20 protein-coding genes and 1 tRNA gene are annotated in these 19778 nt (G+C 45.1%); 8 read left to right on the forward strand and 13 right to left on the reverse strand.

The genetic code is table 11. The features are described from left to right. Positions 1–11 precede the first annotated feature (11 nt). Complete coding sequence (locus tag OSC7112_RS38095) at positions 12–206, forward strand: hypothetical protein (RefSeq protein ID WP_150111527.1); 195 nt, start codon at positions 12–14, stop codon at positions 204–206. A 130-nt stretch (positions 207–336) separates the two neighbouring features. On the opposite strand, the gene OSC7112_RS11415 is transcribed toward OSC7112_RS38095, so the two are convergent. From OSC7112_RS11415 to OSC7112_RS11435, 4 genes are all read right to left on the reverse strand, one after another. Beyond that, positions 337–1908 carry an ABC transporter substrate-binding protein gene (locus OSC7112_RS11415; RefSeq protein WP_015176048.1) on the reverse strand — a complete coding sequence of 524 codons (1572 nt, stop codon included), beginning with the start codon at positions 1906–1908 and terminating at the stop codon, positions 337–339. 663 nt (positions 1909–2571) lie between these two features. After that, positions 2572–3015, reverse strand: a complete 444-nt coding sequence (locus OSC7112_RS11425; protein ID WP_015176049.1) for a retroviral-like aspartic protease family protein — start codon at positions 3013–3015, stop codon at positions 2572–2574. A 121-nt stretch (positions 3016–3136) separates the two neighbouring features. Continuing rightward, positions 3137–3763, reverse strand: a complete 627-nt coding sequence (locus tag OSC7112_RS11430; protein WP_015176050.1) for a 7-carboxy-7-deazaguanine synthase QueE — start codon at positions 3761–3763, stop codon at positions 3137–3139. Positions 3764–4116: 353 nt separating this feature from the next. Beyond that, positions 4117–4815, reverse strand: coding sequence for a class I SAM-dependent methyltransferase (locus OSC7112_RS11435; protein WP_015176051.1), 699 nt, complete (start codon positions 4813–4815; stop codon positions 4117–4119). Between the two features lie 953 nt (positions 4816–5768). On the opposite strand from OSC7112_RS11435, the gene OSC7112_RS11440 reads away from it, so the two are divergent. Then, a complete protein-coding gene (locus tag OSC7112_RS11440; RefSeq protein ID WP_015176052.1) occupies positions 5769–6539 on the forward strand; it encodes an SH3 domain-containing protein in 771 nt (256 codons plus the stop codon). Positions 6540–6864: 325 nt separating this feature from the next. Then, entirely contained in the window at positions 6865–7311 is a 447-nt protein-coding gene (locus OSC7112_RS11445) for a hypothetical protein (protein ID WP_015176053.1), read from the forward strand. A gap of 559 nt (positions 7312–7870) precedes the next feature. Here OSC7112_RS11445 and OSC7112_RS11450 read toward each other — a convergent pair. Beyond that, positions 7871–8425 (reverse strand): cyclic nucleotide-binding domain-containing protein, encoded by a 555-nt coding sequence (locus tag OSC7112_RS11450; RefSeq protein ID WP_015176054.1) that lies wholly within the window; start codon positions 8423–8425, stop codon positions 7871–7873. 330 nt (positions 8426–8755) lie between these two features. Then, positions 8756–9739: a DUF1517 domain-containing protein gene (locus tag OSC7112_RS11455; protein WP_015176055.1), complete on the reverse strand. Its 984-nt coding sequence runs from the start codon at positions 9737–9739 to the stop codon at positions 8756–8758. Positions 9740–10179: 440 nt separating this feature from the next. On the opposite strand from OSC7112_RS11455, the gene hemB reads away from it, so the two are divergent. Both hemB and OSC7112_RS11465 read left to right on the forward strand, forming a co-directional pair. Then, on the forward strand, positions 10180–11163 hold the full coding sequence (gene hemB / locus OSC7112_RS11460) for a porphobilinogen synthase (RefSeq protein WP_015176056.1): 984 nt from the start codon (positions 10180–10182) through the stop codon (positions 11161–11163). 511 nt (positions 11164–11674) lie between these two features. Next, entirely contained in the window at positions 11675–12163 is a 489-nt protein-coding gene (locus OSC7112_RS11465; RefSeq protein WP_015176057.1) for a GNAT family N-acetyltransferase, read from the forward strand. A 192-nt stretch (positions 12164–12355) separates the two neighbouring features. Here OSC7112_RS11465 and OSC7112_RS11470 read toward each other — a convergent pair whose 3' ends face one another. The 7 genes from OSC7112_RS11470 to OSC7112_RS11500 all read right to left on the reverse strand — a co-directional run bounded on the left by OSC7112_RS11470 (position 12356) and on the right by OSC7112_RS11500 (position 17098). Continuing rightward, entirely contained in the window at positions 12356–13291 is a 936-nt protein-coding gene (locus tag OSC7112_RS11470) for a sensor histidine kinase (RefSeq protein WP_015176058.1), read from the reverse strand. A gap of 25 nt (positions 13292–13316) precedes the next feature. After that, complete coding sequence (locus OSC7112_RS11475) at positions 13317–13910, reverse strand: L-threonylcarbamoyladenylate synthase (RefSeq protein WP_015176059.1); 594 nt, start codon at positions 13908–13910, stop codon at positions 13317–13319. Between the two features lie 59 nt (positions 13911–13969). Then, positions 13970–14857 (reverse strand): peptide chain release factor N(5)-glutamine methyltransferase, encoded by an 888-nt coding sequence (prmC, locus tag OSC7112_RS11480; RefSeq protein WP_150111528.1) that lies wholly within the window; start codon positions 14855–14857, stop codon positions 13970–13972. Between the two features lie 129 nt (positions 14858–14986). Continuing rightward, complete coding sequence (locus OSC7112_RS11485; RefSeq protein ID WP_015176061.1) at positions 14987–15823, reverse strand: Tic22 family protein; 837 nt, start codon at positions 15821–15823, stop codon at positions 14987–14989. A gap of 152 nt (positions 15824–15975) precedes the next feature. Beyond that, positions 15976–16049, reverse strand: a tRNA-Pro gene (locus tag OSC7112_RS11490). Positions 16050–16232: 183 nt separating this feature from the next. After that, positions 16233–16538: a hypothetical protein gene (locus OSC7112_RS11495; protein ID WP_015176062.1), complete on the reverse strand. Its 306-nt coding sequence runs from the start codon at positions 16536–16538 to the stop codon at positions 16233–16235. An 8-nt stretch (positions 16539–16546) separates the two neighbouring features. Then, positions 16547–17098: a GNAT family N-acetyltransferase gene (locus OSC7112_RS11500; protein WP_015176063.1), complete on the reverse strand. Its 552-nt coding sequence runs from the start codon at positions 17096–17098 to the stop codon at positions 16547–16549. A 247-nt stretch (positions 17099–17345) separates the two neighbouring features. Between OSC7112_RS11500 and OSC7112_RS38100 the strand changes: the two genes are divergently transcribed. From OSC7112_RS38100 to OSC7112_RS11510, 3 genes are all read left to right on the forward strand, one after another. Further along, on the forward strand, positions 17346–17522 hold the full coding sequence (locus OSC7112_RS38100) for a hypothetical protein (RefSeq protein ID WP_190274376.1): 177 nt from the start codon (positions 17346–17348) through the stop codon (positions 17520–17522). A 110-nt stretch (positions 17523–17632) separates the two neighbouring features. After that, positions 17633–18733 (forward strand): RNA-guided endonuclease InsQ/TnpB family protein, encoded by a 1101-nt coding sequence (locus tag OSC7112_RS11505; protein WP_015176064.1) that lies wholly within the window; start codon positions 17633–17635, stop codon positions 18731–18733. Positions 18734–18874: 141 nt separating this feature from the next. Beyond that, positions 18875–19600 carry a hypothetical protein gene (locus tag OSC7112_RS11510; RefSeq protein ID WP_006631881.1) on the forward strand — a complete coding sequence of 242 codons (726 nt, stop codon included), beginning with the start codon at positions 18875–18877 and terminating at the stop codon, positions 19598–19600. The last annotated feature ends 178 nt before the right edge of the window (positions 19601–19778 follow it).

Consider the following 19778-nt stretch of genomic DNA (forward strand, 5'->3'; position numbering starts at 1 on the left):
AGTGCAAAACAGTGCTTAACCATCTTAGCGCTGCCTTTGGAATAGGTGGCATCCAAACTCAAGAATATCCAAAAAAGCGATCGCTGGTATTTTACACCTGCGGCGATAGTCGCGCAGTCCGGCAGGGAATTAATTCCCTGCCTCATAGCGAAAGTCCTCTCAAAGAGGACTGGAAAGTTAATTTAAGAGTAATGAAACAGCGATAAATTTGTTTGTACGCAAATGGCACTATTTTTTCACGGCATCAATATACTTCAAGGTATCAGCTTCGCCTGCGCGATCGCTCCGCCCAACAGGTTACTATTTCCTGTTGGGTTTCGTTACCTCAAACATACTTCATTCGACAGGTTTAAAACATACTTTCAAGTTACACTGCAATATTTTTGGCAATTTTTCTTTCTGAACTACTTCTACAAAAATAGGTTTTCGATCTTTCGGTTCACCATTGTCAAAATCTTTCGGTTCACCATTGTCAAATTTGAGTCCTGCCCCTGATGTATCCTTCTGTTCAAGATAGACATTTGGCATAAAGTCTAAAACAGATTTTCGATCTACCTTTCGACGAGATGTTTGTTCAATTTGTGCTATTGCCACCAGGAATGCTTGAGTAGCATCATAGCTGCTTGCTGTCATCCAATTAATTGGCCCGCCCCAGGTGGCTGCAGATTTTGTGGCATAATCAGAAATTATTTGTCCATCTGATTTGACAGGAAACCAAGGAATAACTAACTTCAAACCCTCAATATCGGTCTTACCGTCGTACAAAGTACTACCCTTATAAAGCGAATCTCCACCAAACAATTGTAGATCTGGTCTTGTTCTCTTTAATTTCTTGATTAACTTAATTGCTATCTCATGTTTTTGACTCTTTCCACTACTTGAAAAAATAACAGCAGCTTTAACATTATTAGGTATGGCTAGCCTGTCAATGTGTGTGTTATTCCAATATTTTATGTCATGTTCCTCTGCAATTCTAATTGGACTTAAAAATTTTATAAATTGTTCTTTTAAGTCTTCAGCATACTCATTACTTCCTTCATAAAATACACTAACTTTACTGTCTAAGTTGGCGATTCTGCGAGCTAAAATTTCACCTAAATCTGCATTAGTAACAGTTGTTCTAAAAAAAACTTTGCCTGAGTTTTGGTTTAACTTTGTACTGGTGCTGGTTGGAGTTATCATTGTTATGCCAGCTTTGGCGTATGTATCCAAAGCTGCCTTACTAGAACCACTAGAATGATGTCCAATGACTCCCAAAATATTTGGATTTTGAGCAATTTGACAGGCAACTTTTTCGGCAAATTTATCCTCGTTATTCTGATCGTCAACCACTACAATTTTTAACAGTTTTTTAGATATTCTTGGTTTAGTTGGGTCGTTGTAAGGTTGATTAAATTTGGTTTGTGCATCGGCGACTCCGGCTAGCATTGCTTTTGCTGCTTGTGGTTCAGTCTTTGCAGGTATAGCGAGAGCAAGTAGATATGAGTTATTTTCATTCAAGTCTTTGTTGTTATCGTATATTTGTTGTTCTCGATCCTTTTCATCTAAGGTCTCTTTTTGAGTAAGAGAGCGTTCTCCTGTACTTATATACTTTTCAAGTTTAGCTGATGTTAGGCAAATATCTTGCTGAGACCAAACTAATACAATAAATAATATTATTGTCAAAATAGATGCTATTCCTACAGTTAAAATAACAGGTTTTTTGGGTTTGTTTGGCAGTCGAGGCCACAAAAACTTTAAACAGAATAATATGATTGCCAACAATAATGTGATGGCAGATAAAATAATAATATTTTTTAGCGTAGGAGGAATAGGTATAATATTAGATTGTACACCTAAAAAGAAACCTAAGAATAGTACTTCAATGATGAACGTCAAAAACCTTTTAACTAGCTTGTTGGATATCATTTTGTCACCAAATATCTTGATATTTTGTATGTTTATGGGAATCGCTGACCTACTCTAAAAGCTGAACGCTGACAGACAGTTTTGAACTATCGCTTCCACCAAGAAAGCGGTATAACAGCAAAAATCAGTGGTGACAGATAGCAATTAAACAACCTACAAGCAGCTTCAGCAGGTCTGAATACATTTACCTCGTCAATCAGAGAAATTCCGGAAAGAGTGGGAAAAAAGTAGAGCTAGGTAGGCAAGCTTAACGATATTCGTAACGCACCAAGCATTGAGCGAAGATGATACTCCAGATGCCGAGACACTCCAAACGGGGTGCATTACTATAGTTCATTGCCACCAATGATCGACCATTAGCAAAACTTACAAACAACCTTGAAATTATCTGCCTCAACCTTTATTCATCTTGCCCAAAATCAAAAAAGGGCAGGCTGAACGCCTACCCCGCAAGAGTTATCGAACAAATCTATTCATTTTCTCCACTTAAGCTGTTACGCATTTAAACCATTAACGCTCCAGGTAAGGTGCGTCAGCTATAACACTTACTCTACATGGGAAACCCTTATTTACGCTAAGCACCCTACTATCCTCCTTTAAATGCCGAACAGCTTAATCGCCGAACTTCCGATATTGGTAAATTTACCATAATAGAGATTAACCTTAAAGAATAGTCAAATAAGTTTCCGTCGGCCCGTCGGGCAAAACCTTCAATCTTTGATTTTTCAAATCAATTTCAATTCCCAACGCTTCCATCGGAATCACGCCCAAAAGTGGCGTTTTACCATCGGGCAATTCCAAACACTCAAAAGTCCCTTCGCGTCCGCACAGAGAAATCTTGGCATCTTGAAAAATCCTCGCCTCACTAATACCCGTGGCTGTTTCCACAACCACTTGCTTGAGAATTTTCAAACCCAGTCTGGCGAGAACATCTTTAGGCAAACACAAAGTTGTCGCGCCCGTATCCACCAAAACATTTTCTAGAGTAACAGACCTGACTTGCTCGATTGGAATCAGATTATCTTCTGCTTTAGCTTCATCGATCCGATTCGTAATTACTAGGGTTGTGATAACTTTTCCCATTGGGGTTTCCGTAGTTGTTTCCATTCCGTTCAAATTATCATAAATTGCTGCTTTAATTGTAGCACATATTTCGACAGCTTGTAGGACGTTGCACTCCCCACTTTACACCGTCCACCTGACGAATAGCTCTGGCTAAATCATCAAATTATTGCACGCCAATAAATTTGTGAGTTTGCAAAGATAGCCTGTAACTAGGATTTTGTTTCAGCAATTCCAAAATAATGGGAATCGCTGTTTTTTTAGAGTTCCATTCTGGCTGCAAGAAAACCGGAATATTCACATTATTTTCCAAATGCTTGTGATAAAATTCAACTTCTTCGCCAGTGCTAACCACCAACTTAATTTCATTAGCTCTAGTCCAAAAAATCTCTTGCACCGGATATTTAGGATTGACGTGTTCCTTCGGAGAAAGAGTAATCCAAGCCTGCGGGGAAACATCCTGCCAGCAAGCACCCGAAGTTTCAATACTCACCTGCTTGTCAGCTTCTAACAAAGCTTCAACTAACTCCGGCAAATCGCGGTGAATGAAAGGTTCGCCGCCAGTAATGACCACCCTCGGAGACTGCAATTGAGCGAGCAATTGTGCGATCGACTGCGGCACAGACGGCAAACCTTTGCCTCCATTTGCGTAGCCTGTGTCGCACCAAGGACACCGCACAGGGCAACCGGCCAATCTGATAAAATCAACTAAAGTCCCCGTCCAGTAACCTTCGCCTTGAACAGTACACTGAAAAGTTTCGTGAATTGGTAATTTTAGTTGTAAATTAGACACCAGAAGTTACGCCTCAAATCAATTAATTACGTTGTTTAGATATAATATTCTTAAATTGTTATTTCTTCGCGGTTTGCAGCAAATAAAAACAGTCCTGGACGGATAAACGGGGTTTATGAATAAAAATTATGCGTTTTATTTGAGCTCTTGCACCAGTCTCAATTAGCCTTTCATGGGCGGGCGGGACGCCCACCCCACAAGAAAACTCACTCTTCGCTTCACAGGCATCTTGCCTGTTAAGCGAGAATAGTGCAAGATCTCTGTTTTATCCCAGAAGCTTGACTCAGAAATCCGGTTTCTTCATAGCTTTTGTATAAGTCCTTAGAAATCCACCACAAACCGCAAAGAACTCTTTAATTATGCTGTTCAGGTTCCATCAGAGTAGCCCAACGGCGTTTCAGCGCCAAAGTCAGTCCGTCAGCAATGGGGACAACACTGAGAGTAACTCTGGGATCGTTACGCAATTTGTCGTTAAAAGTACGAATGGCGGTGGTGCTTTCGTCTTGTACTTGAGGATCGGCAACTCGTCCAGACCACAGAACATTGTCAATTACAATTAAACCGCCATTGCGTACAAGTTGCAGCGATCGCTCAAAATAAGCCTCATAATTTTCTTTATCGGCGTCGATGAAGGCAAAATCAAAGGTTCCTGCTTGTCCCTCGGCTATTAGTTTGTCGAGAGTATTTATTGCTGGGCCCAACTGCAAAGAAATCTTATTAGCAACGCCCGCAGCTTCCCAATAGCGTCGCGCGATCGCAGTATATTCCTCGCTGACATCGCAGGCAATAATTTGACCGTTAGAAGGCAGTGCTAAAGCTACGCACAGCGAGCTATAACCAGTAAAAACACCAATTTCTAAGGTTTTTGTCGCTCCCATAAGCTGCACCAGCATCTCCATAAACTGACCTTGTTCCGGAGCAATCTGCATCATCCCCATAGGATGCTTAGCAGTTTCTTTCCGTAGTGAAGCGAGAATATCTGGCTCCCGCAGAGAAATAGATAACAGATAATCGTAAAGTTGATGTTCTAGGCCAAGAGTTGAGTTCGCCATAGGTTTGTCCTTGCTTCTGACTTTTGATTTGAGATTGTAGACGCGCAGTTAATGGAAATCGGAGACTGTAGAGTTAATTTTGGCACCTATTTTGCTGTGGCTGATGACAGGTTGCAGTAGCAGTGTCCCGGTTACACAGAGGCAACTTGCAAAACGCGCGCTCTACTTCCAAATCAGTTTATCTCAGCTACAGGTGATTTAGCAGCTCTGGAAAAGAAAAATTGATAGAGGGGAGCGTTTTGAGATTCCTGCTTTTTTAGCACCGCGTAACGCCGTTAGTGATACGAGTTCAAAAGATTAATGCAACTGCAGAGAAGCGGCAAACCCATACATAATCAGCTATTGCCATCTCACATCTCAAATAAATCTCAAATGATATGAGTTGGGGAGAAAGTGACTTCATCCCGATCGCTAACTAGATGAACTGCAAAAAACATAAGTATGTCATTGCCCGTGAAATGAAGCAATCCCAGAGGTTGTGATTTTTTTACATTTTGTTACATTGTCAAGTTTTTTGTGTCGCTCTACTTAATCGCCCATGAGTAATTATTGAGGACTTACGGACTCCCAAACAAACCAACCGTTTCAATTAACTATTATGGATGGGTTCAAGCCCGTGTATCTTCCTGGAACAAACCAGGCGTCTGGAAACCCTTCTCTCCCGGAGTATTACTAATCACTAATAAACTGGGTTCAATAGGACAATTTCTTAACTGTCACACATTATGAATCCATACCTAAGCAACCTACCCCAAATCTCAACGACCTTTCACGATTGAGCTAGAGCAAGTATTTGTGGGACAAAACAGGTCGATCGCAACCCTTGACCTGCATAGTTACTCATCACTAATGAACCGGGATTAATAGGACGCTCACTTAACTGTCACAGTTGATTACTCCAGATCTAAACCACCTACCCACAATCAAAACAACATTCCACCAAGGCGATCGCTATGTATTACACTTTCGCAGGTTTTGGTGCCGCCACAGGCATATTTTTGCTGCTAGTTTTTGCCATTCTGCAATGGCTGCACGTCTCCGCCGGCAGTTTTATTGATTGGGTAATTGCCATTGCTATTTTTGAATGGCTTTTGCTGATAGTTACAGTTCCCTGGAATATCCATTTTGAAGCTAAAGAAGTTTTAGCGCAAGCCGCAGAATCGACTAAAAAAAACATTGCTGTCGATCGGGAACAAGTCCAATACGTTACTGTATTAGTTAGCCGATCGCTCTTTGTGGCGATCGCACTTCACCTGTTTAGCGCGATCGCACTTTACGGTCTAGCCGCCGCCGGAATTAGTGCTATTGGCTATCTCAGTTCCGCTGCTGCCCTGCTGTTAACTGTACTGCGTCCAGCTATCCGAGGTTATCAGTATTTAGCGCAACGGCTGAAAGCTATCCGCCGCGAATTTTTGCACCCCCGCGAAGATATTGTCGAACTCCGCAGCCGCTTTGCACAATTAGAATCTACAGTTAGAGACTTGACCGATCAATTAAGTTCAGACAATCCGAATTCGTGGGTTGCTGTCCAAAATCGGGAACAGGAAGCTATCAGAAGACAACTAACTACTTTATCCGCATCTCTACAATCTTTGCAAGCTACAAATCAGGCAGAACACACTAAACTGAGAAGAGATGCAGAAAGTGCGATCGCCCAACTCACCGATGACGGACAATTTCTCAACCACGTCCGCGAAATCATCCGCTTCTTTAAAGAATCGTAAACTCAGATGATAGTTGACTGTTGACAGTTGACTGTTGACAGTTGTCTGTTGACAGTTGACTGTTGTCATTAGTTACCAATGCCCGATGCCCGATGCCCAATTCCCAATTCCCTATCTTTAGATAGATGCCAAAGAGTTGCATATAGTGAATTTTTTCATAAAAACAGAATTTTATCAGTCTTTAGGAAGAGTCAATAAAGGTATTTTCCCTAACAGCAATTTTTCGCAAACTATAACCAAAGATAGTTTGTGAATGAGCTAGCTTGGGATTAATATTTAAACATCAGCCAAAGACCTTTTTGAAAAGATAACTCAGGAACAAATCATGACTAATCGCCAACCAATACCCCCCAAAAAAGAAGTTAGCAAATCAACACCGGCCGACGAACAAATCGAAGCCAATATGGAAGCCCCCCACTACGACAGGGGCATTACTCCTGCGGAGACAGCAGCGCGGCAAGAACGCGAAGGCGCTAACTTCATGCACCCAACCACCGAAGGGAAGCAAAAAAGTGCCAAAACAGATGACCAAACCGATAACGAAAGCATTCACACCACAGATGGTTATACAGTAGACAAAGAAGGTCTGGTTAACAATTACGCGGTCGAACCGGAAATGTACATCAACGAACCGGGCGATTTGAGAGCAAAAGAGGAAGCCGAAGCCGCAGAACGCGCTCGAATTCTCGCAGAAATCAAAGATAAAAAAGGCGAAGAAGGAAAACTGACAATGGATGAAGACACCCGCACCAAAGGGCCGGGGATTATCTAAATTGTGTGGTTGGTGGTTGCATTTGGCGCGAGAGGTTCCAACGGCAAAGCACAGGGGCGGGTTTTTATAGTTGCGGCAGTTATCGATCGATATTTCCGGTACAACCCGTCCCTATTTTGTTTTCCACATCTGTTTTTTGAGTTGAGAGGATGCCCACCCCACAAGAAAATTCATTTTTTGTGGAACAGGCCGTCGGGCCTGTTAAGCGAGAATGGTGCAAGATGTCAGGGTAAACGCATCTAGTTACCAGAGAATATTTGAAACCCCTAGTTCTCCTTAAAGTGGGGTTTAGATATGACAATATGCTCAATAAACATTGATTGATGAGAATGCGTTGGGCTGAATCTCATTAAATTCAAACGGTAGAGCAAGGCTTTCAGCCGCTGATTATTCTTCCCAAACTAGATGCGTTTACCCTGTGCAAGATGTGAGTTACATCGTACATCGGCCCGCCCAAAAAAGGATTATTGATATTGGTGCAAGATGTAAGATGTAACCTCTCAATTAGCGTATCAATCGGCAAGTTTTCAGACCCAGCTCAAAAACGCCTTAAAATTACTCAAGCTTTAACATTTTGCCTCAGCCAATTAAACTTAGCCTCAGCTAGCGCCAAATTTTCCATGACGTTAGGATTGATATCCTCTCGTTCAAATTCTGGTTCATCTAATTCAATATTGCGACCGTATTCTATATGTCTGATCGTACCGCGCATCCTATCTGCCAGACACAGTGAAATTCCATAATAAAACCGGGAAGCAAAGCCCATATCGTGTTGAAGTTTGATTACTAACTGCCGCCTAGGAATTGCCAGCAAGTGAGTTTCTTCGATCGCCTTCACCGTTGCCAAAGGAGGGCGAGCGTCAATGAAAGAGACTTCTCCCACCAGTTCTCCGCTGGCTATTTTAGCGAGTTCTCTAGTCCGCTCAGCCTCGATCAAAACGCTCAAACTCCCATTCAAAACAATGTAGAGCGCATCTATCTGTCTCCCTTCATAGATCAAAATCCCGCCCGGATCTAGAACTTCCTTTTTGCCTTTTTGGACGATCCAGTTGATATCGTCATTATTTAACTGGCTCAAAATAAAAAGTGCTTTTTTTCTGCTGCTGTCGGCCATAAGTTTTAGCTCTCGATCGCTTCTTATTTATATAAAATTTAGATGGCGCGCGATCGCAACTGCTTCCGAAGCTGTCCTCGCTCAATACAGTTTTTTTTATCCTGCCTAACTTCTTCGCAAAACCCATATCGGGCAGGCTTTGCCAATAGCAGATGAATCACGCTGAATCACGATCTCTCAATACTAGCATTTGTTAAACAATCTGTTTTAACTCTATCGACCTCAAACAACTCGTGTGAAATTCGCTTCTCAAAAGCAATTGGGTTCACCCGCCCAGCTTTGCTGCGGGATGGGGCGCGGCAGACAATGCTCCGCGCCCAGTCTTGCTCGCTAAATCGATCGCAAATCAGGATAGCCGGCCAACATATCGTCAGCAGTCAGAGTGTCCCCGTTGGCTTGAGGAGTCCACAGCACCTCAACCGCCAGCAACTGCTCGCTCGATACTCCCCCAATCTGGCGCAAAGCTTGGCGCAAATCTTCAGAGTTTTTCACTGCTGGCAATTGCAATTTACCTTGAGTACCCACAATCACCGTCACCACAATAAATTCCCCGGGATCTGAATTCAAATCCGAAGCCACCAGCGCCCCATTTTCCTGCAAACCTGGCAGGATATTGCTGCTCCCTGCTTGCCGGAGCTGATTGTTATAATTCGAGAGCGTTTCTTCAGTAAATTTACTGCGTTCTGCCAAAGAAAATTGATTAAACTTAGCTTCGGCTGCTTCCAAGCGAGTTTGCACAGATTCAGCGCCCGCGTAAACCCAGTATTCAGGATGGCGCAGCAGCGCCAGAGTAGATTCTTGCAGCACTTGAGCGCGACCTGCCGCTGTATCGGTATCCGCTTTTCGCGCTAGGGAGTCGAGTTCGGCTTGCAAACTGCGGGCCTCGGCTAGCAAACCAACTTGCAAGCGGGCGACAGATACGGTGGTAGTGGGGGCGCTGTTGCCGAGTTCATCAGTTCCGCCCCCAGCGCGGCGGAAGCTTTGGACGAGGAAATTAGCAATCGAAATAAAAATCAAAATCGAGAACAGGCCGCCAAACCCCCCCCCAAAGCCAAAAAACGGCAGCAAGAACGGGAAACCGAAGCCGCCTCCAAAGCCTCCGCCCGGGTAGTATCCTCCTCCCGACGGCGCGTAAGTGCGGCTAGGAGACGAGTAACTGCGCGCCGGAGCACTAAAAGATCCGCCGCCGATGCGTCCGCCGCTGCGGGCCGCCAGAGCTCCATCAGCGTTACCGAGGGCTAGCGTCAGTACCAGACCGATCGCAAATAGTGATTTCAAAAGCGGTTTCATCTTTGAAATTAGTTGCTTGTACATAAGACCGTTACTATTCGATACATTTATAATTTACAGTCTATCCTGGCTTATGGGCAGCCTGGTTATAGGTATGAAGCCAGCGAGATATCCGTACCAACCGATCCAACCACAGTTAGGCCTGAGTCTGCAAACGAAAAAAGCTAGAAAGGACTTGCATTCCTTACTACTTAATTCTTGCACCATTCTCAAGAGCCGGCTTTCGGGCCCGTTCGGCGAAGACTGAATTTCCTGTGAGGAGTACGGCTTGGGCTCTTCTAGCCCCCCCATAAAATGGTTGTTGAGAATGGTGCAACATCTCAGTTACTACAAACAATCCACATCCTGGCTTTTACAGAACTTTACTTAACTACAGGGCGATCGGCCAACAATAAGCTCTAGACTTTTAAAGAAACGCCGCGATTCCTAGAAAACAGGCCTTTATCTACCGTAAAAAAAACATTATGTTTCCAACTCACCGCCCCCGCCGCCTCCGCAACCATCCCCAACTCCGCCGGATGGTACGCGAAAATATCTTGACAACCAGCGATTTAATTTACCCCCTATTTGCCGTACCGGGGGAAGCTTTTGCTAAAGAAGTCACATCGATGCCGGGAGTTTACCAGCTATCGGTAGACAAAATAGTAGAAGAAGCAAAAGAAGTCTACGACCTCGGCATTCCCGCGATTATTTTATTCGGCATTCCCGCAGATAAAGATACAGACGCGACAGGTGCTTGGCACGACTGCGGCATCGTCCAAAAAGCGACGGAAGCAGTTAAAAAAGCCGTACCAGATTTAATCGTCATGGTCGATACTTGTCTGTGCGAATATACCAGTCACGGTCACTGCGGCTATTTGGAAGTAGGAGATTTAAGCGGCCGCGTCTTGAACGATCCCACACTAGAATTGCTGAAGAAAACCGCCGTTGCTCAAGCTAAAGCCGGTGCAGATATTATCGCACCTTCGGGAATGATGGACGGTTTTGTCGGAGCAATTCGCCAAGGATTGGACTCCGCTGGATTTGAAGATATTCCCATCATGTCTTACGCGGCAAAATACGCCTCAGCTTATTATGGCCCGTTCCGGGATGCTGCCGATTCTGCTCCGCAATTTGGCGATCGGCGCACCTATCAAATGGACCCGGGAAACGGTCGCGAAGCTCTTAAAGAAATTGCTCTCGACATTGCCGAAGGCGCAGATATGCTCATGGTTAAACCGGCTTTAGCTTACATGGATATCATCTGGCGCGTGAAGGAAGCAACTAACCTGCCAGTTGCTGCTTACAACGTTTCTGGGGAATATGCGATGGTGAAAGCCGCCGCCCTCAACGGTTGGATAGATGAAGAAAGAGTAGTGATGGAAACTTTGACAGGATTCAAGCGTGCGGGTACTGATTTGATTTTGACTTATCACGCCAAAGACGCCGCCCGCTGGCTGCAAAACTGATTCCCTCGATTAGAGATTAGAGATTAAATAATTGACTCCACAGCACAATCTTCTGGTGTTTTCGTGGAGTCAATACCTCTATCGATAGATGATTGTTGAGCCATTACGCAACCTACTAGCTATCGCTTACGCTTACCGATAAACGACGCCTCAAAACCGGGTTTTTACCGTTGCGGTGGGCTGTAACGAAATAGACGTGAGAAAAAATCCGGTTTCTCTGCAGACAAACTCCAAACCCTAAAAAATCAGTCATTCGCCATCTAAAATATCAAATATCAAATATCAAATGTTATGAGTTATAAGTTGGGAATTTTGACTCAAAGACTTTTTTACAAAATTCACCCCAAAAAGTATTAATCATCACCGAAATTAGTTAAAAAATATGTATGAATGAAAATAGTTTTGTAAATCGGGGAGTCAATCATTGATTGTTCCCACGCAAAATCAACTTTCACTCGTGTAAAACAGTAAAAGTAACACAGTTTAGATACAACTTGAAGGCAGATTGAGCATGACATCAACGACGAGGGATTCCAGTCACATTCAATTTTGTATAGGTCGCGAGCGCGCAGACATCGTACAGATCCAAGAACTATTTAAAGCCGCCGCCTTTTGGGCGAGGGAACGCAAGATAGAAGATTGGGAAATTGCGATCGCCAACAGCGAACCAGTTGTTACAGTTTGGGACGGCTCACGGGCGATCGGCTTTGCCAGAGCCACCTCAGATGGGATCTATCGAGCTACCATCTGGGATGTCGCCATTCACCCCGATTACCAAGGTGCAGGACTCGGCCGCAAATTAGTGCAAACCGTCTTGAGTCACCCTCGAATGTGCCGAGTAGAGCGAGTTTACCTGATGACAACTTACAAACAAAGCTTCTACGAGCGCATCGGCTTTCAGCAAAACGCTAGTACCACCATGGTACTGGAAAATCAGCTTCTAGAAGAGCATCTCGAATTAGAAATTAGCAACGGCGAATTGCTAACTGCTAATTGTTAAATAATCACCCGATTGGCATCAAAATCTATAATATGTAGGGTGCGTCAGGGCGCACCTTACTCCCTATAAATAATTTCCTTCTTTCATCTTCCCTTTTCCATCTTCCCGCCCTCCGTTAAATCAGTTAAATCCCTTGCCCTCTTCCCCACCTCCGTTACATCCCGTAGATTGCTCGTGGCAGAACTTCCTTCATCACCAAGTTGCCAAAGGAATAGAACACTGAGTCCGGTTAAAATTGGACTCTTCGGACTCAGAAGGCACAGCCAGAACCTCCAACTTTCCGCTCATCAAACTTAAAAGAGTCTGATTCATCAATAACCTCATTCCAGAAGATACCTGAGAATTATCGCTGCTCTTACTAGCATCACACTCCAAATCGTGCTTCAGCAAATCCCAAGACTCGCTCCAAGCACTCACTGAACGCTGATCGTCCACCCAAATTTGAACGTATCCAGATTCCGGCGAAGCATGGGCAGACACAGAAATACTGCCCTCCTCCATCTGAGCAACAGCAGTATCTACCAAATTGACTAAAACTTGCCTAAACCTCGGCAAATCTGCCAATACATAAATCCCCGGATCTGGGGGCAATATCTCCAAACGAATGCCGCGATTAGCAGCTTGCAAGTAAGTTAAATCATCAACCTCGTCAAAAACCTTAGCTAACTGAATCGGCTCAATATCCATCCTTTCAGTGCCGTGTTCAGTTTTAGCAACAAAGATAATTTCATCTATTAATTTCACCAGCTTGAGTGCCGCGGCGTGAGCTTGCTCGACAAACTCTCGTTCCTCAGCCGGATCGTCGCACAAATCCGAGAGAATTAATTGCAGCGTACCAATCATAGTGCTCAGGGGCGATCGCAACTCGTGAGAAGTTCTAGCCAAAAAACCCGCCTTAAATTGGCTCATCTCCGATGCCATCTGATAAGCCAATTGAGTTTGCTTAAGTTGCTCGGAAAGGGCATCAAACTTCTCTAAGTGAATTTCTTGAGGAGGTGGGGCTACTTTGGGCGCCGGTTCGGGCGGTTGCGAGCTTTTTTGCCGCAGGCGCCAAATCAAACTGCTTCCCAAACCCAGCCCCAGTCCCATACCTAAATATATAAAGTCGCTCCAGCCGATCGGCGCCATATTGCTTTGCCTTGGAGTTTAGCTTTTAGCATTCTAACTCGATCGTGCCTTGTCGCAAGATTTCCCACTGGCTGCCCGTCCATTTAGCCACAGTCGAAGGCAAACTCGAAGCTGTTGTCGCTGTTGCTAATTCAGAAGGAACTAATGTCAAGACTTGCGGAAACTGAGCCTCAATTTCTGCCACCGATTCCAGAGGCGGCTGGCCGGATAAATTAGCACTGGTAGTAGCCAAAGGGCCTGTCTGCTCTAGAATTTTGAGGGCCAGGGGAAAGTTAGGAACTCGTACTCCGATTGTAGTCGGGTCGATCGGATTCATGGCCGCCGGGACTTTTGCCGAAGCCGGCAGTACCAAAGTTAACGCCCCCGGCCAATAGGATTCGGCCACTTGCTGCCACAACTTTAACTCTGCTGGACTCCCCTGCACGTAAGGCCATAAAGCCTCCGCCGAGGCTGCCATCAAAATCAGCGGTTTGTCTTGGCTGCGGCGTTTAGCTGCAAAAATCAGCTCCGAGCGATCGGGGCTGGCAGCCAAAGCGGGTACAGTATCAGTGGGAAAGCTGACAATATAATCTCCTGAAATTGCCCCTTGAATCAAGGAGTCGATCGAAACTTGTGTCATTCGATTTTAGATTTTAGATTTTAGTTTTAGATTTTAGAAGTACGACATATTCTTGAAACCTAAAGACGATACGCTAAGGCAAACCGATCGATCCCTGCTAAATCAGAAAATATCTGAACATCACAATAACTCCCGTGACTGTCCAGCATATCAGCTACCGCCTCAGCCTGTCCCGCCATCATCTCAACCAACCAAACTCCCCCGGATTCTAAATAATCGGGAGCCGTTTCTACCAAATGCCGGATGCACTCTAACCCGTCAAAACCGCCGTCTAAGGCCAGATGAGGTTCGTGCTTCAAAACTTCCGGTTGCAGAGTCAGCACCGTGCTGCTGGGAATGTAAGGCGGGTTAGACACCATGCCGCTAACGCGACCTTTAAGAAATGCTAACGGTTCCCACCACGAACCTTGATAAAAATTAATTCGCGATTCCAAGCCCAAATTCTCAGCATTCAGCCGAGCAACTGCCAAAGCTTCCGAACTGCAATCTACTGCATAAACCCTAGCATTTGTCAACGCCGAAGCCAACCCGATCGCGATCGCCCCGCTGCCCGTCCCCAAATCCACCCAATGCGATTTGGGATTGACACCATAGCTTTTAACAGCTTCCACAGCCAAATCGATCAGCAATTCCGTTTCAGGACGCGGAATTAGCACCGCCGGCGTTACTTTGAGCGAAAAATGCCGCCAATGTGCAACTCCCGTTAAATACTGCACCGGCACCCGTTCCTGCAAGCGCCGCTGCCACAATTGAGCCAGTTCAGATAAAGACAACTTTAATTCAATTTTTGGCAAATCTTTAAACGACTCCAAACGCAGAGCCAACCTATCCAAACCAGCCAGCTCTTGCAGCAGCCAGTCGATTTCTGCTAGGGGAATGTCAGAGGATCTCGCCTCGGTTTTAGCTTGATTCACCCACTGCCAAAGCTCTAAACCAGAAACAAACATAAGGCTTTTTGGGAATTGGGCATCGGCCAAATAGGGCATCGGGAATTGGTAACTAATGACAACTGTCAACTGTCAACAGTTAACAGTCAACTGTCAACAGTTAACAGTCAACTGTCAACTGACTAACTATTAGCGAGCCGGTCGAGCTGGAGCCGGAGAGGCTGGAGCCGGCCGAGTTTGATTCGGAGCAAGCCGTGGATTTTGGCCCGCACCGGCAGGTTGGAGCGATCGCACAAATTCCAGCGACTCCCGCGACGGAATCAAAATCATTTGGGTCAAAAACGGGTCGTTCTCAGTACGCAAAGCTTCCAAAACGCTCTCCAAGTTCACCACCTCAATCTTAATTGTGGCAGTCACGTTCGGCTGCTGCTGCTTAAAACGATCGACCATTCCCTGTAAATCCTCCTTGTTAAAAAACAAGGGAATCACCTCTTGCTGACCCCGCTGAATCGTCAAATAACCATTTTCTGCGCCGCCTCTTGCCAAAAATAGAGGTACACCGTTGAATTCGTTAACTTGTTGACCAGTCTGCTGAAGTACCGTTTTAGCCGACTGCACCTGCTGCGGAGCCGGAACGAAAGCAAATTGCACTTCCTCCGGCTTGCCTTTATTTGCTTGAGTGATCTGATAAATTTCCCCCAGCGACACCGGCATCACGCGCACCGAGGCCGCCAACTGAGGATTTCTGGTTTTCAGTTGATCCACAAAAGCTTGAGCGTCTTTCTGGCTGATGAAAATTCCCGCCACGGAAGCATTACCAGTTTGACCCTGACCCTGCTTGGGAACAGAAGCGATCAGGGGCGCACCCTGAGCGTCTGTAATCGTAAATACTGGCACCGGGCGCAATTTTTCCAAAATTTGCGGCTCCGGCAGTGCCAGTGCAGACATCTTGCCAATTGGGGAGGGGCCTAGCAGAGTGCTGCCGACAATTCCCAATATTGCGCCCAAACGAACTAATGATTTCATGTTTTTTCCATCAGGAGCGATCCTGAAACACATTAACGCAAAGACTCGCGCTTTCACACGATCGGCAAAAACTGCCTCAATTTGTTTTCATTTTGAAGAAATGGAAACATCAGAGACAGTTCTGCTTCAATCTATTATTTAACATTGTGCGATCGGGATGACAGGATTTGAACCTGCGACATCCTGCTCCCAAAGCAGGCGCGCTACCAAGCTGCGCTACATCCCGGTGTTATAGTTAGCTAACCTCTAACTATTAACGCACAAAACCGCTTGCTTGTCAAGCTTTATTAAATATTTAGCTCTCTCAGCAGCTAAGGCGAAGTTTTTTTTCAGGTTGTGCGGTTTGACCCCACCCAAAAACCGATACCAGCCGCTGACTCCTATCGTGAGCAGCTCACAATTTTAGACCCTAGTTCAAGCTCCCAGATTCATCTGTGGAATAAATCTTAAATCTCAAATAGTTCCTTCGACTGAGGGCAACTCGACCGACAGGGACTTGACCTCTCAAGTGAGCGCCGATCGTCGTCCCATTGGTCGCCGAATGGCTCGCCCAAGTGTCAAATCTCAAATCGACTGACAATACTTGCACAGCTTCATAATCGCCCTGATGGCTAGATACATCCACGCCTAACTGACCGCAGGGCAAAGGTGCATTCGGTGTTGGCAGCGTCAATATTGTATTGTAGACCCTCAACAAATCAACGCCGACCTGCACCTCGCTCGCTAATCAGGATACCAAAACATACCTTTAATCCCCTCTGGATCGGCCATAAAGCCCAAATTGCGGTAAAAATCCACCACATGAGGGTCAGCAAATAAGGTAATGTTGCTGATATCTTCACTGCGGAGTTTTTTAATGATGTATTTCATCAGTGCCTTGCCCATGCCTTTGCCCTGGTAGTCGGGATGAACTACCACATCCCAAAGCGTGGCATTAAAAGCATGGTCTGAAGTCGCTCTGGCGAAACCCACCAGCCGTCGCTGGCTGCCCCGCATCTCCCACATAGAGACGACTAAGAAGCTGTGCACAATAGCTTTTTTGACTTTACGCAGGGGACGGCGGGACCAACCCACTGCATTACAAAGTTCTTCGAGTTCGTAGAGGTCAATGTCCCGATCGCAACTGAAAAAGATGCGAGCGTTGCCGCTGGCGGGTTTGCGAAACGTTGGGGAAAGCGGATCGCCTAACCCAACAGCCACATCTTCCTCAAAATCCGCTGTTTGGGGTACAGAGGCAGACTCAGAACTACTAAATAAGTTTTTCCAAAAACCCATGCAGGCGCGGTTAAGGTAGTAGAAGTTGGACGACGAGAAAGAGAACCAGACAGATAAACCCACTCCGATCGGCGTAGGAGCAATTGCCGGTAGCCTCTTGAGGAACAGTTTACGGTACACTCATCTTACGCCGAAAACAGGGATTTGTCGTCCAACATTGAGTCTGCGCTTTTTTGATTCTCGTCAAGTTTGGTAGAACTGTTCTGCTAGCCAGTGCCCGGACAACCCGCTTTTAAGGTAAAATTTGTTGCCGAACCAGGACAGAGGCATTTTGGGAAATGCTTCTTTTGAGTGCCGCCGATCGCGCCGGAACTTATACCCTTGGTGGGAAATACCACTGGAATGGCGCAACGGTGACATTCTCGTGATAAGTTCTCAGACAGATTTGACTTTTGCTTTTAGTGAGGAGACGGGCACAATTTAAGTCGAATCGTCGAATCGAAAATCCCATTGCCATAAGGCATGGAAGAGCAAGACTTAAGTGCCAAATAGTTCGCTAAAAATATCTATAGTTAATCATTGAGGAGAATTTTTGTGTTTGCCGTCAAGCGAGCGCTCAAATTGAATAACCCGGAAGCGACTTTGATGGCAAAACACGCAGGATTTAGGCGGGTAGTGTTTAACATGGGGTTGAGCTTGCGGACTCAAATGTATAGCGAGGGCCCATTCACAGACTCAAAGGTACTCAACGAAGTTAAAAAAGTTCTGACCAACCACGTTAAGAAACAGTCTGAATTCGGCTGGATGAACCAGTTGTCTAGTCGAGTTTACCAAAATGCGTTAATCGATCTAAAAGATGCGTTTAGTCGGTATCGCTCTGGGAAAGCAGGTCATCCAAGATTCGCTAGTCGCCGCTGGGGTCAATCTTTTACAGTCGATTCGTCGAACGGAAAAGTTCTACTAAGCGCTGGCAACACTATAAAGATTCCTACCTTGGGAACTTTTCGGCTCTACGAAGCCCTAGAATGCGGTTACGTGTCTCAAACTTTTACGATTTCAAAAGAAGGAAGTCGTTGGTTTGTGTCATTCTGCGTAGATGCAGAACTTTTGCCTGTTCAACAATCTGAAAGCTCTGTAGGAATCGATGTAGGAATTAATTCTTTTGCCACGCTGTCAAATCAGCAGGTTTTTGATGGGCCAAAGCCGTTAAAGCAAGCGAAAACCAAACTTGCTAAATTGCAACGCCAAGCATCTAAACAGGTAAGAGGTTCTCAAAACCAGCGTAAAACCTACGATAAAATCCGTCGGCTCCATGCACGGATAGCTAATATTCGTTTAGACTTTCTTCACAAGCTAACAACTTATTTAGCCCAAACTTTTAAGCTAATTAAGATTGAAAACTTGAATGTTCAAGGAATGATGGCGAATCACAAGTTAGCTGGGGCAATATCGGATCTAGGGTTTTACGAATTCAAACGTCAACTCGATTATAAGTGCAAAATGTATGAGGCAAATTTAGTCTTGGTAGACCAATGGTTCCCCAGCACTAAAACTTGCTCGAATTGTGGCACTAAAAAAGGTATGCCACTAAGCATTCGGACTTTTGACTGTCCTGCTTGTGGCATATCTTTAGATCGTGATTTCAACGCCAGCATCAACATTTTAAACTGGGAACCCTCGGCTGGAGGGGGATAGCCTACTTATCTTGGGATCAGCCGTCTACCCAACAGCGTAGGAAGTGAACTCGAATTGTGTCTAAAAATGAGTTTAGATAAGTTTAGGCAAGTTTCATAAAGCAGTCAATACCAGTATATCTCCCGCACCTTCTCCTCAATTATGGCTTCGGGTTTAAAACCATCTACACTAGAACTTCTCAAGCGCTTTAACCGAGCGTTTCCGCAGTTTTACGAGCAATTTGTCAGCAGCGAAATCCAGTTGCAAAACCTCAAATTGGCTTACCAGCTTTACAAAACTCGGCAAGCAGTCATCGAAATCCGAGCCGAAGGTAACAAAAGTGCCCTGCATTTTGCTTACCGGAACCAGTCTTTTCTATTGAGCGATATTTTTGGAGTGCTCGCGGCCTACGGACTGACGATTCACAGTCTGAGTCTGTACGGTCAAATTTACCCGCCCATGCTGGTATTTATCAAATTGGTCGTATCTCGCGGTGGCAAGGTACTGGCAGATAAAACAGCAGAAAACGTCTGTAGAGCCGTTCGAGAGGCATTGGCGGGACATTTTGAGGTTGAAGAGATGTTGGCGGTGGAATTTAATTTAGACGCGGGTTTAGAAGATGTGGCGACTGAATTCTACGTCGATCCGGTTTTCCACTTGCCAGCTTTGCTGATTGAAGCAGATAATCAACCTGGACTTTTTTACAAAGTTATGTATGCCATTTGGCAAGAGGATTTGTTGGTTGTAAATGCTAATTTGCTGGTTTGGCGGGGGCGAACTCGCCTAATTCTCTACTTGTTGGGGCCCAATGAAAGTTTAATTCCCGAATATCTCGGGCAGAAAATCGCTGAGGGGGTGCGACAAAGATTGCTGGGCGAGCGATTTTAGGACAAGCTGCCGATGCTCCCTAAATAACTAGATTTCTATAAGTAGACATTAGTTTGCAGAAGTTTTCCAGTGAGACAGGATAAAAAGCTCGGCAAAATTGTTCGTACAAACGAGTGTAGATAGCGGTTCTCATAAACACGGGACACGCCGAAACGATGTTGTCAAGCTTTTTAAGTTT

Origin of the sequence: Oscillatoria nigro-viridis PCC 7112, assembly GCF_000317475.1 — a bacterium.
In the GTDB taxonomy this organism is placed as follows: domain Bacteria; phylum Cyanobacteriota; class Cyanobacteriia; order Cyanobacteriales; family Microcoleaceae; genus Microcoleus; species Microcoleus nigroviridis.

Bases quoted from the DNA above. Each gene is read 5' to 3' on its own strand.
- OSC7112_RS11415 (WP_015176048.1), bottom strand. From the start codon at position 1,908: ATGATATCCAACAAGCTAGTTAAAAGGTTTTTGACGTTCATCATTGAA.
- OSC7112_RS11425 (WP_015176049.1), bottom strand. From the start codon at position 3,015: ATGGAAACAACTACGGAAACCCCAATGGGAAAAGTTATCACAACCCTA.
- OSC7112_RS11435 (WP_015176051.1), bottom strand. From the start codon at position 4,815: ATGGCGAACTCAACTCTTGGCCTAGAACATCAACTTTACGATTATCTG.
- OSC7112_RS11440 (WP_015176052.1), top strand. From the start codon at position 5,769: ATGTATTACACTTTCGCAGGTTTTGGTGCCGCCACAGGCATATTTTTG.
- OSC7112_RS11445 (WP_015176053.1), top strand. From the start codon at position 6,865: ATGACTAATCGCCAACCAATACCCCCCAAAAAAGAAGTTAGCAAATCA.
- OSC7112_RS11450 (WP_015176054.1), bottom strand. From the start codon at position 8,425: ATGGCCGACAGCAGCAGAAAAAAAGCACTTTTTATTTTGAGCCAGTTA.
- OSC7112_RS11455 (WP_015176055.1), bottom strand. From the start codon at position 9,739: ATGTACAAGCAACTAATTTCAAAGATGAAACCGCTTTTGAAATCACTA.
- hemB (WP_015176056.1), top strand. From the start codon at position 10,180: ATGTTTCCAACTCACCGCCCCCGCCGCCTCCGCAACCATCCCCAACTC.
- OSC7112_RS11465 (WP_015176057.1), top strand. From the start codon at position 11,675: ATGACATCAACGACGAGGGATTCCAGTCACATTCAATTTTGTATAGGT.
- OSC7112_RS11470 (WP_015176058.1), bottom strand. From the start codon at position 13,291: ATGGCGCCGATCGGCTGGAGCGACTTTATATATTTAGGTATGGGACTG.
- OSC7112_RS11475 (WP_015176059.1), bottom strand. From the start codon at position 13,910: ATGACACAAGTTTCGATCGACTCCTTGATTCAAGGGGCAATTTCAGGA.
- prmC (WP_150111528.1), bottom strand. From the start codon at position 14,857: ATGTTTGTTTCTGGTTTAGAGCTTTGGCAGTGGGTGAATCAAGCTAAA.
- OSC7112_RS11485 (WP_015176061.1), bottom strand. From the start codon at position 15,823: ATGAAATCATTAGTTCGTTTGGGCGCAATATTGGGAATTGTCGGCAGC.
- OSC7112_RS11500 (WP_015176063.1), bottom strand. From the start codon at position 17,098: ATGGGTTTTTGGAAAAACTTATTTAGTAGTTCTGAGTCTGCCTCTGTA.
- OSC7112_RS11510 (WP_006631881.1), top strand. From the start codon at position 18,875: ATGGCTTCGGGTTTAAAACCATCTACACTAGAACTTCTCAAGCGCTTT.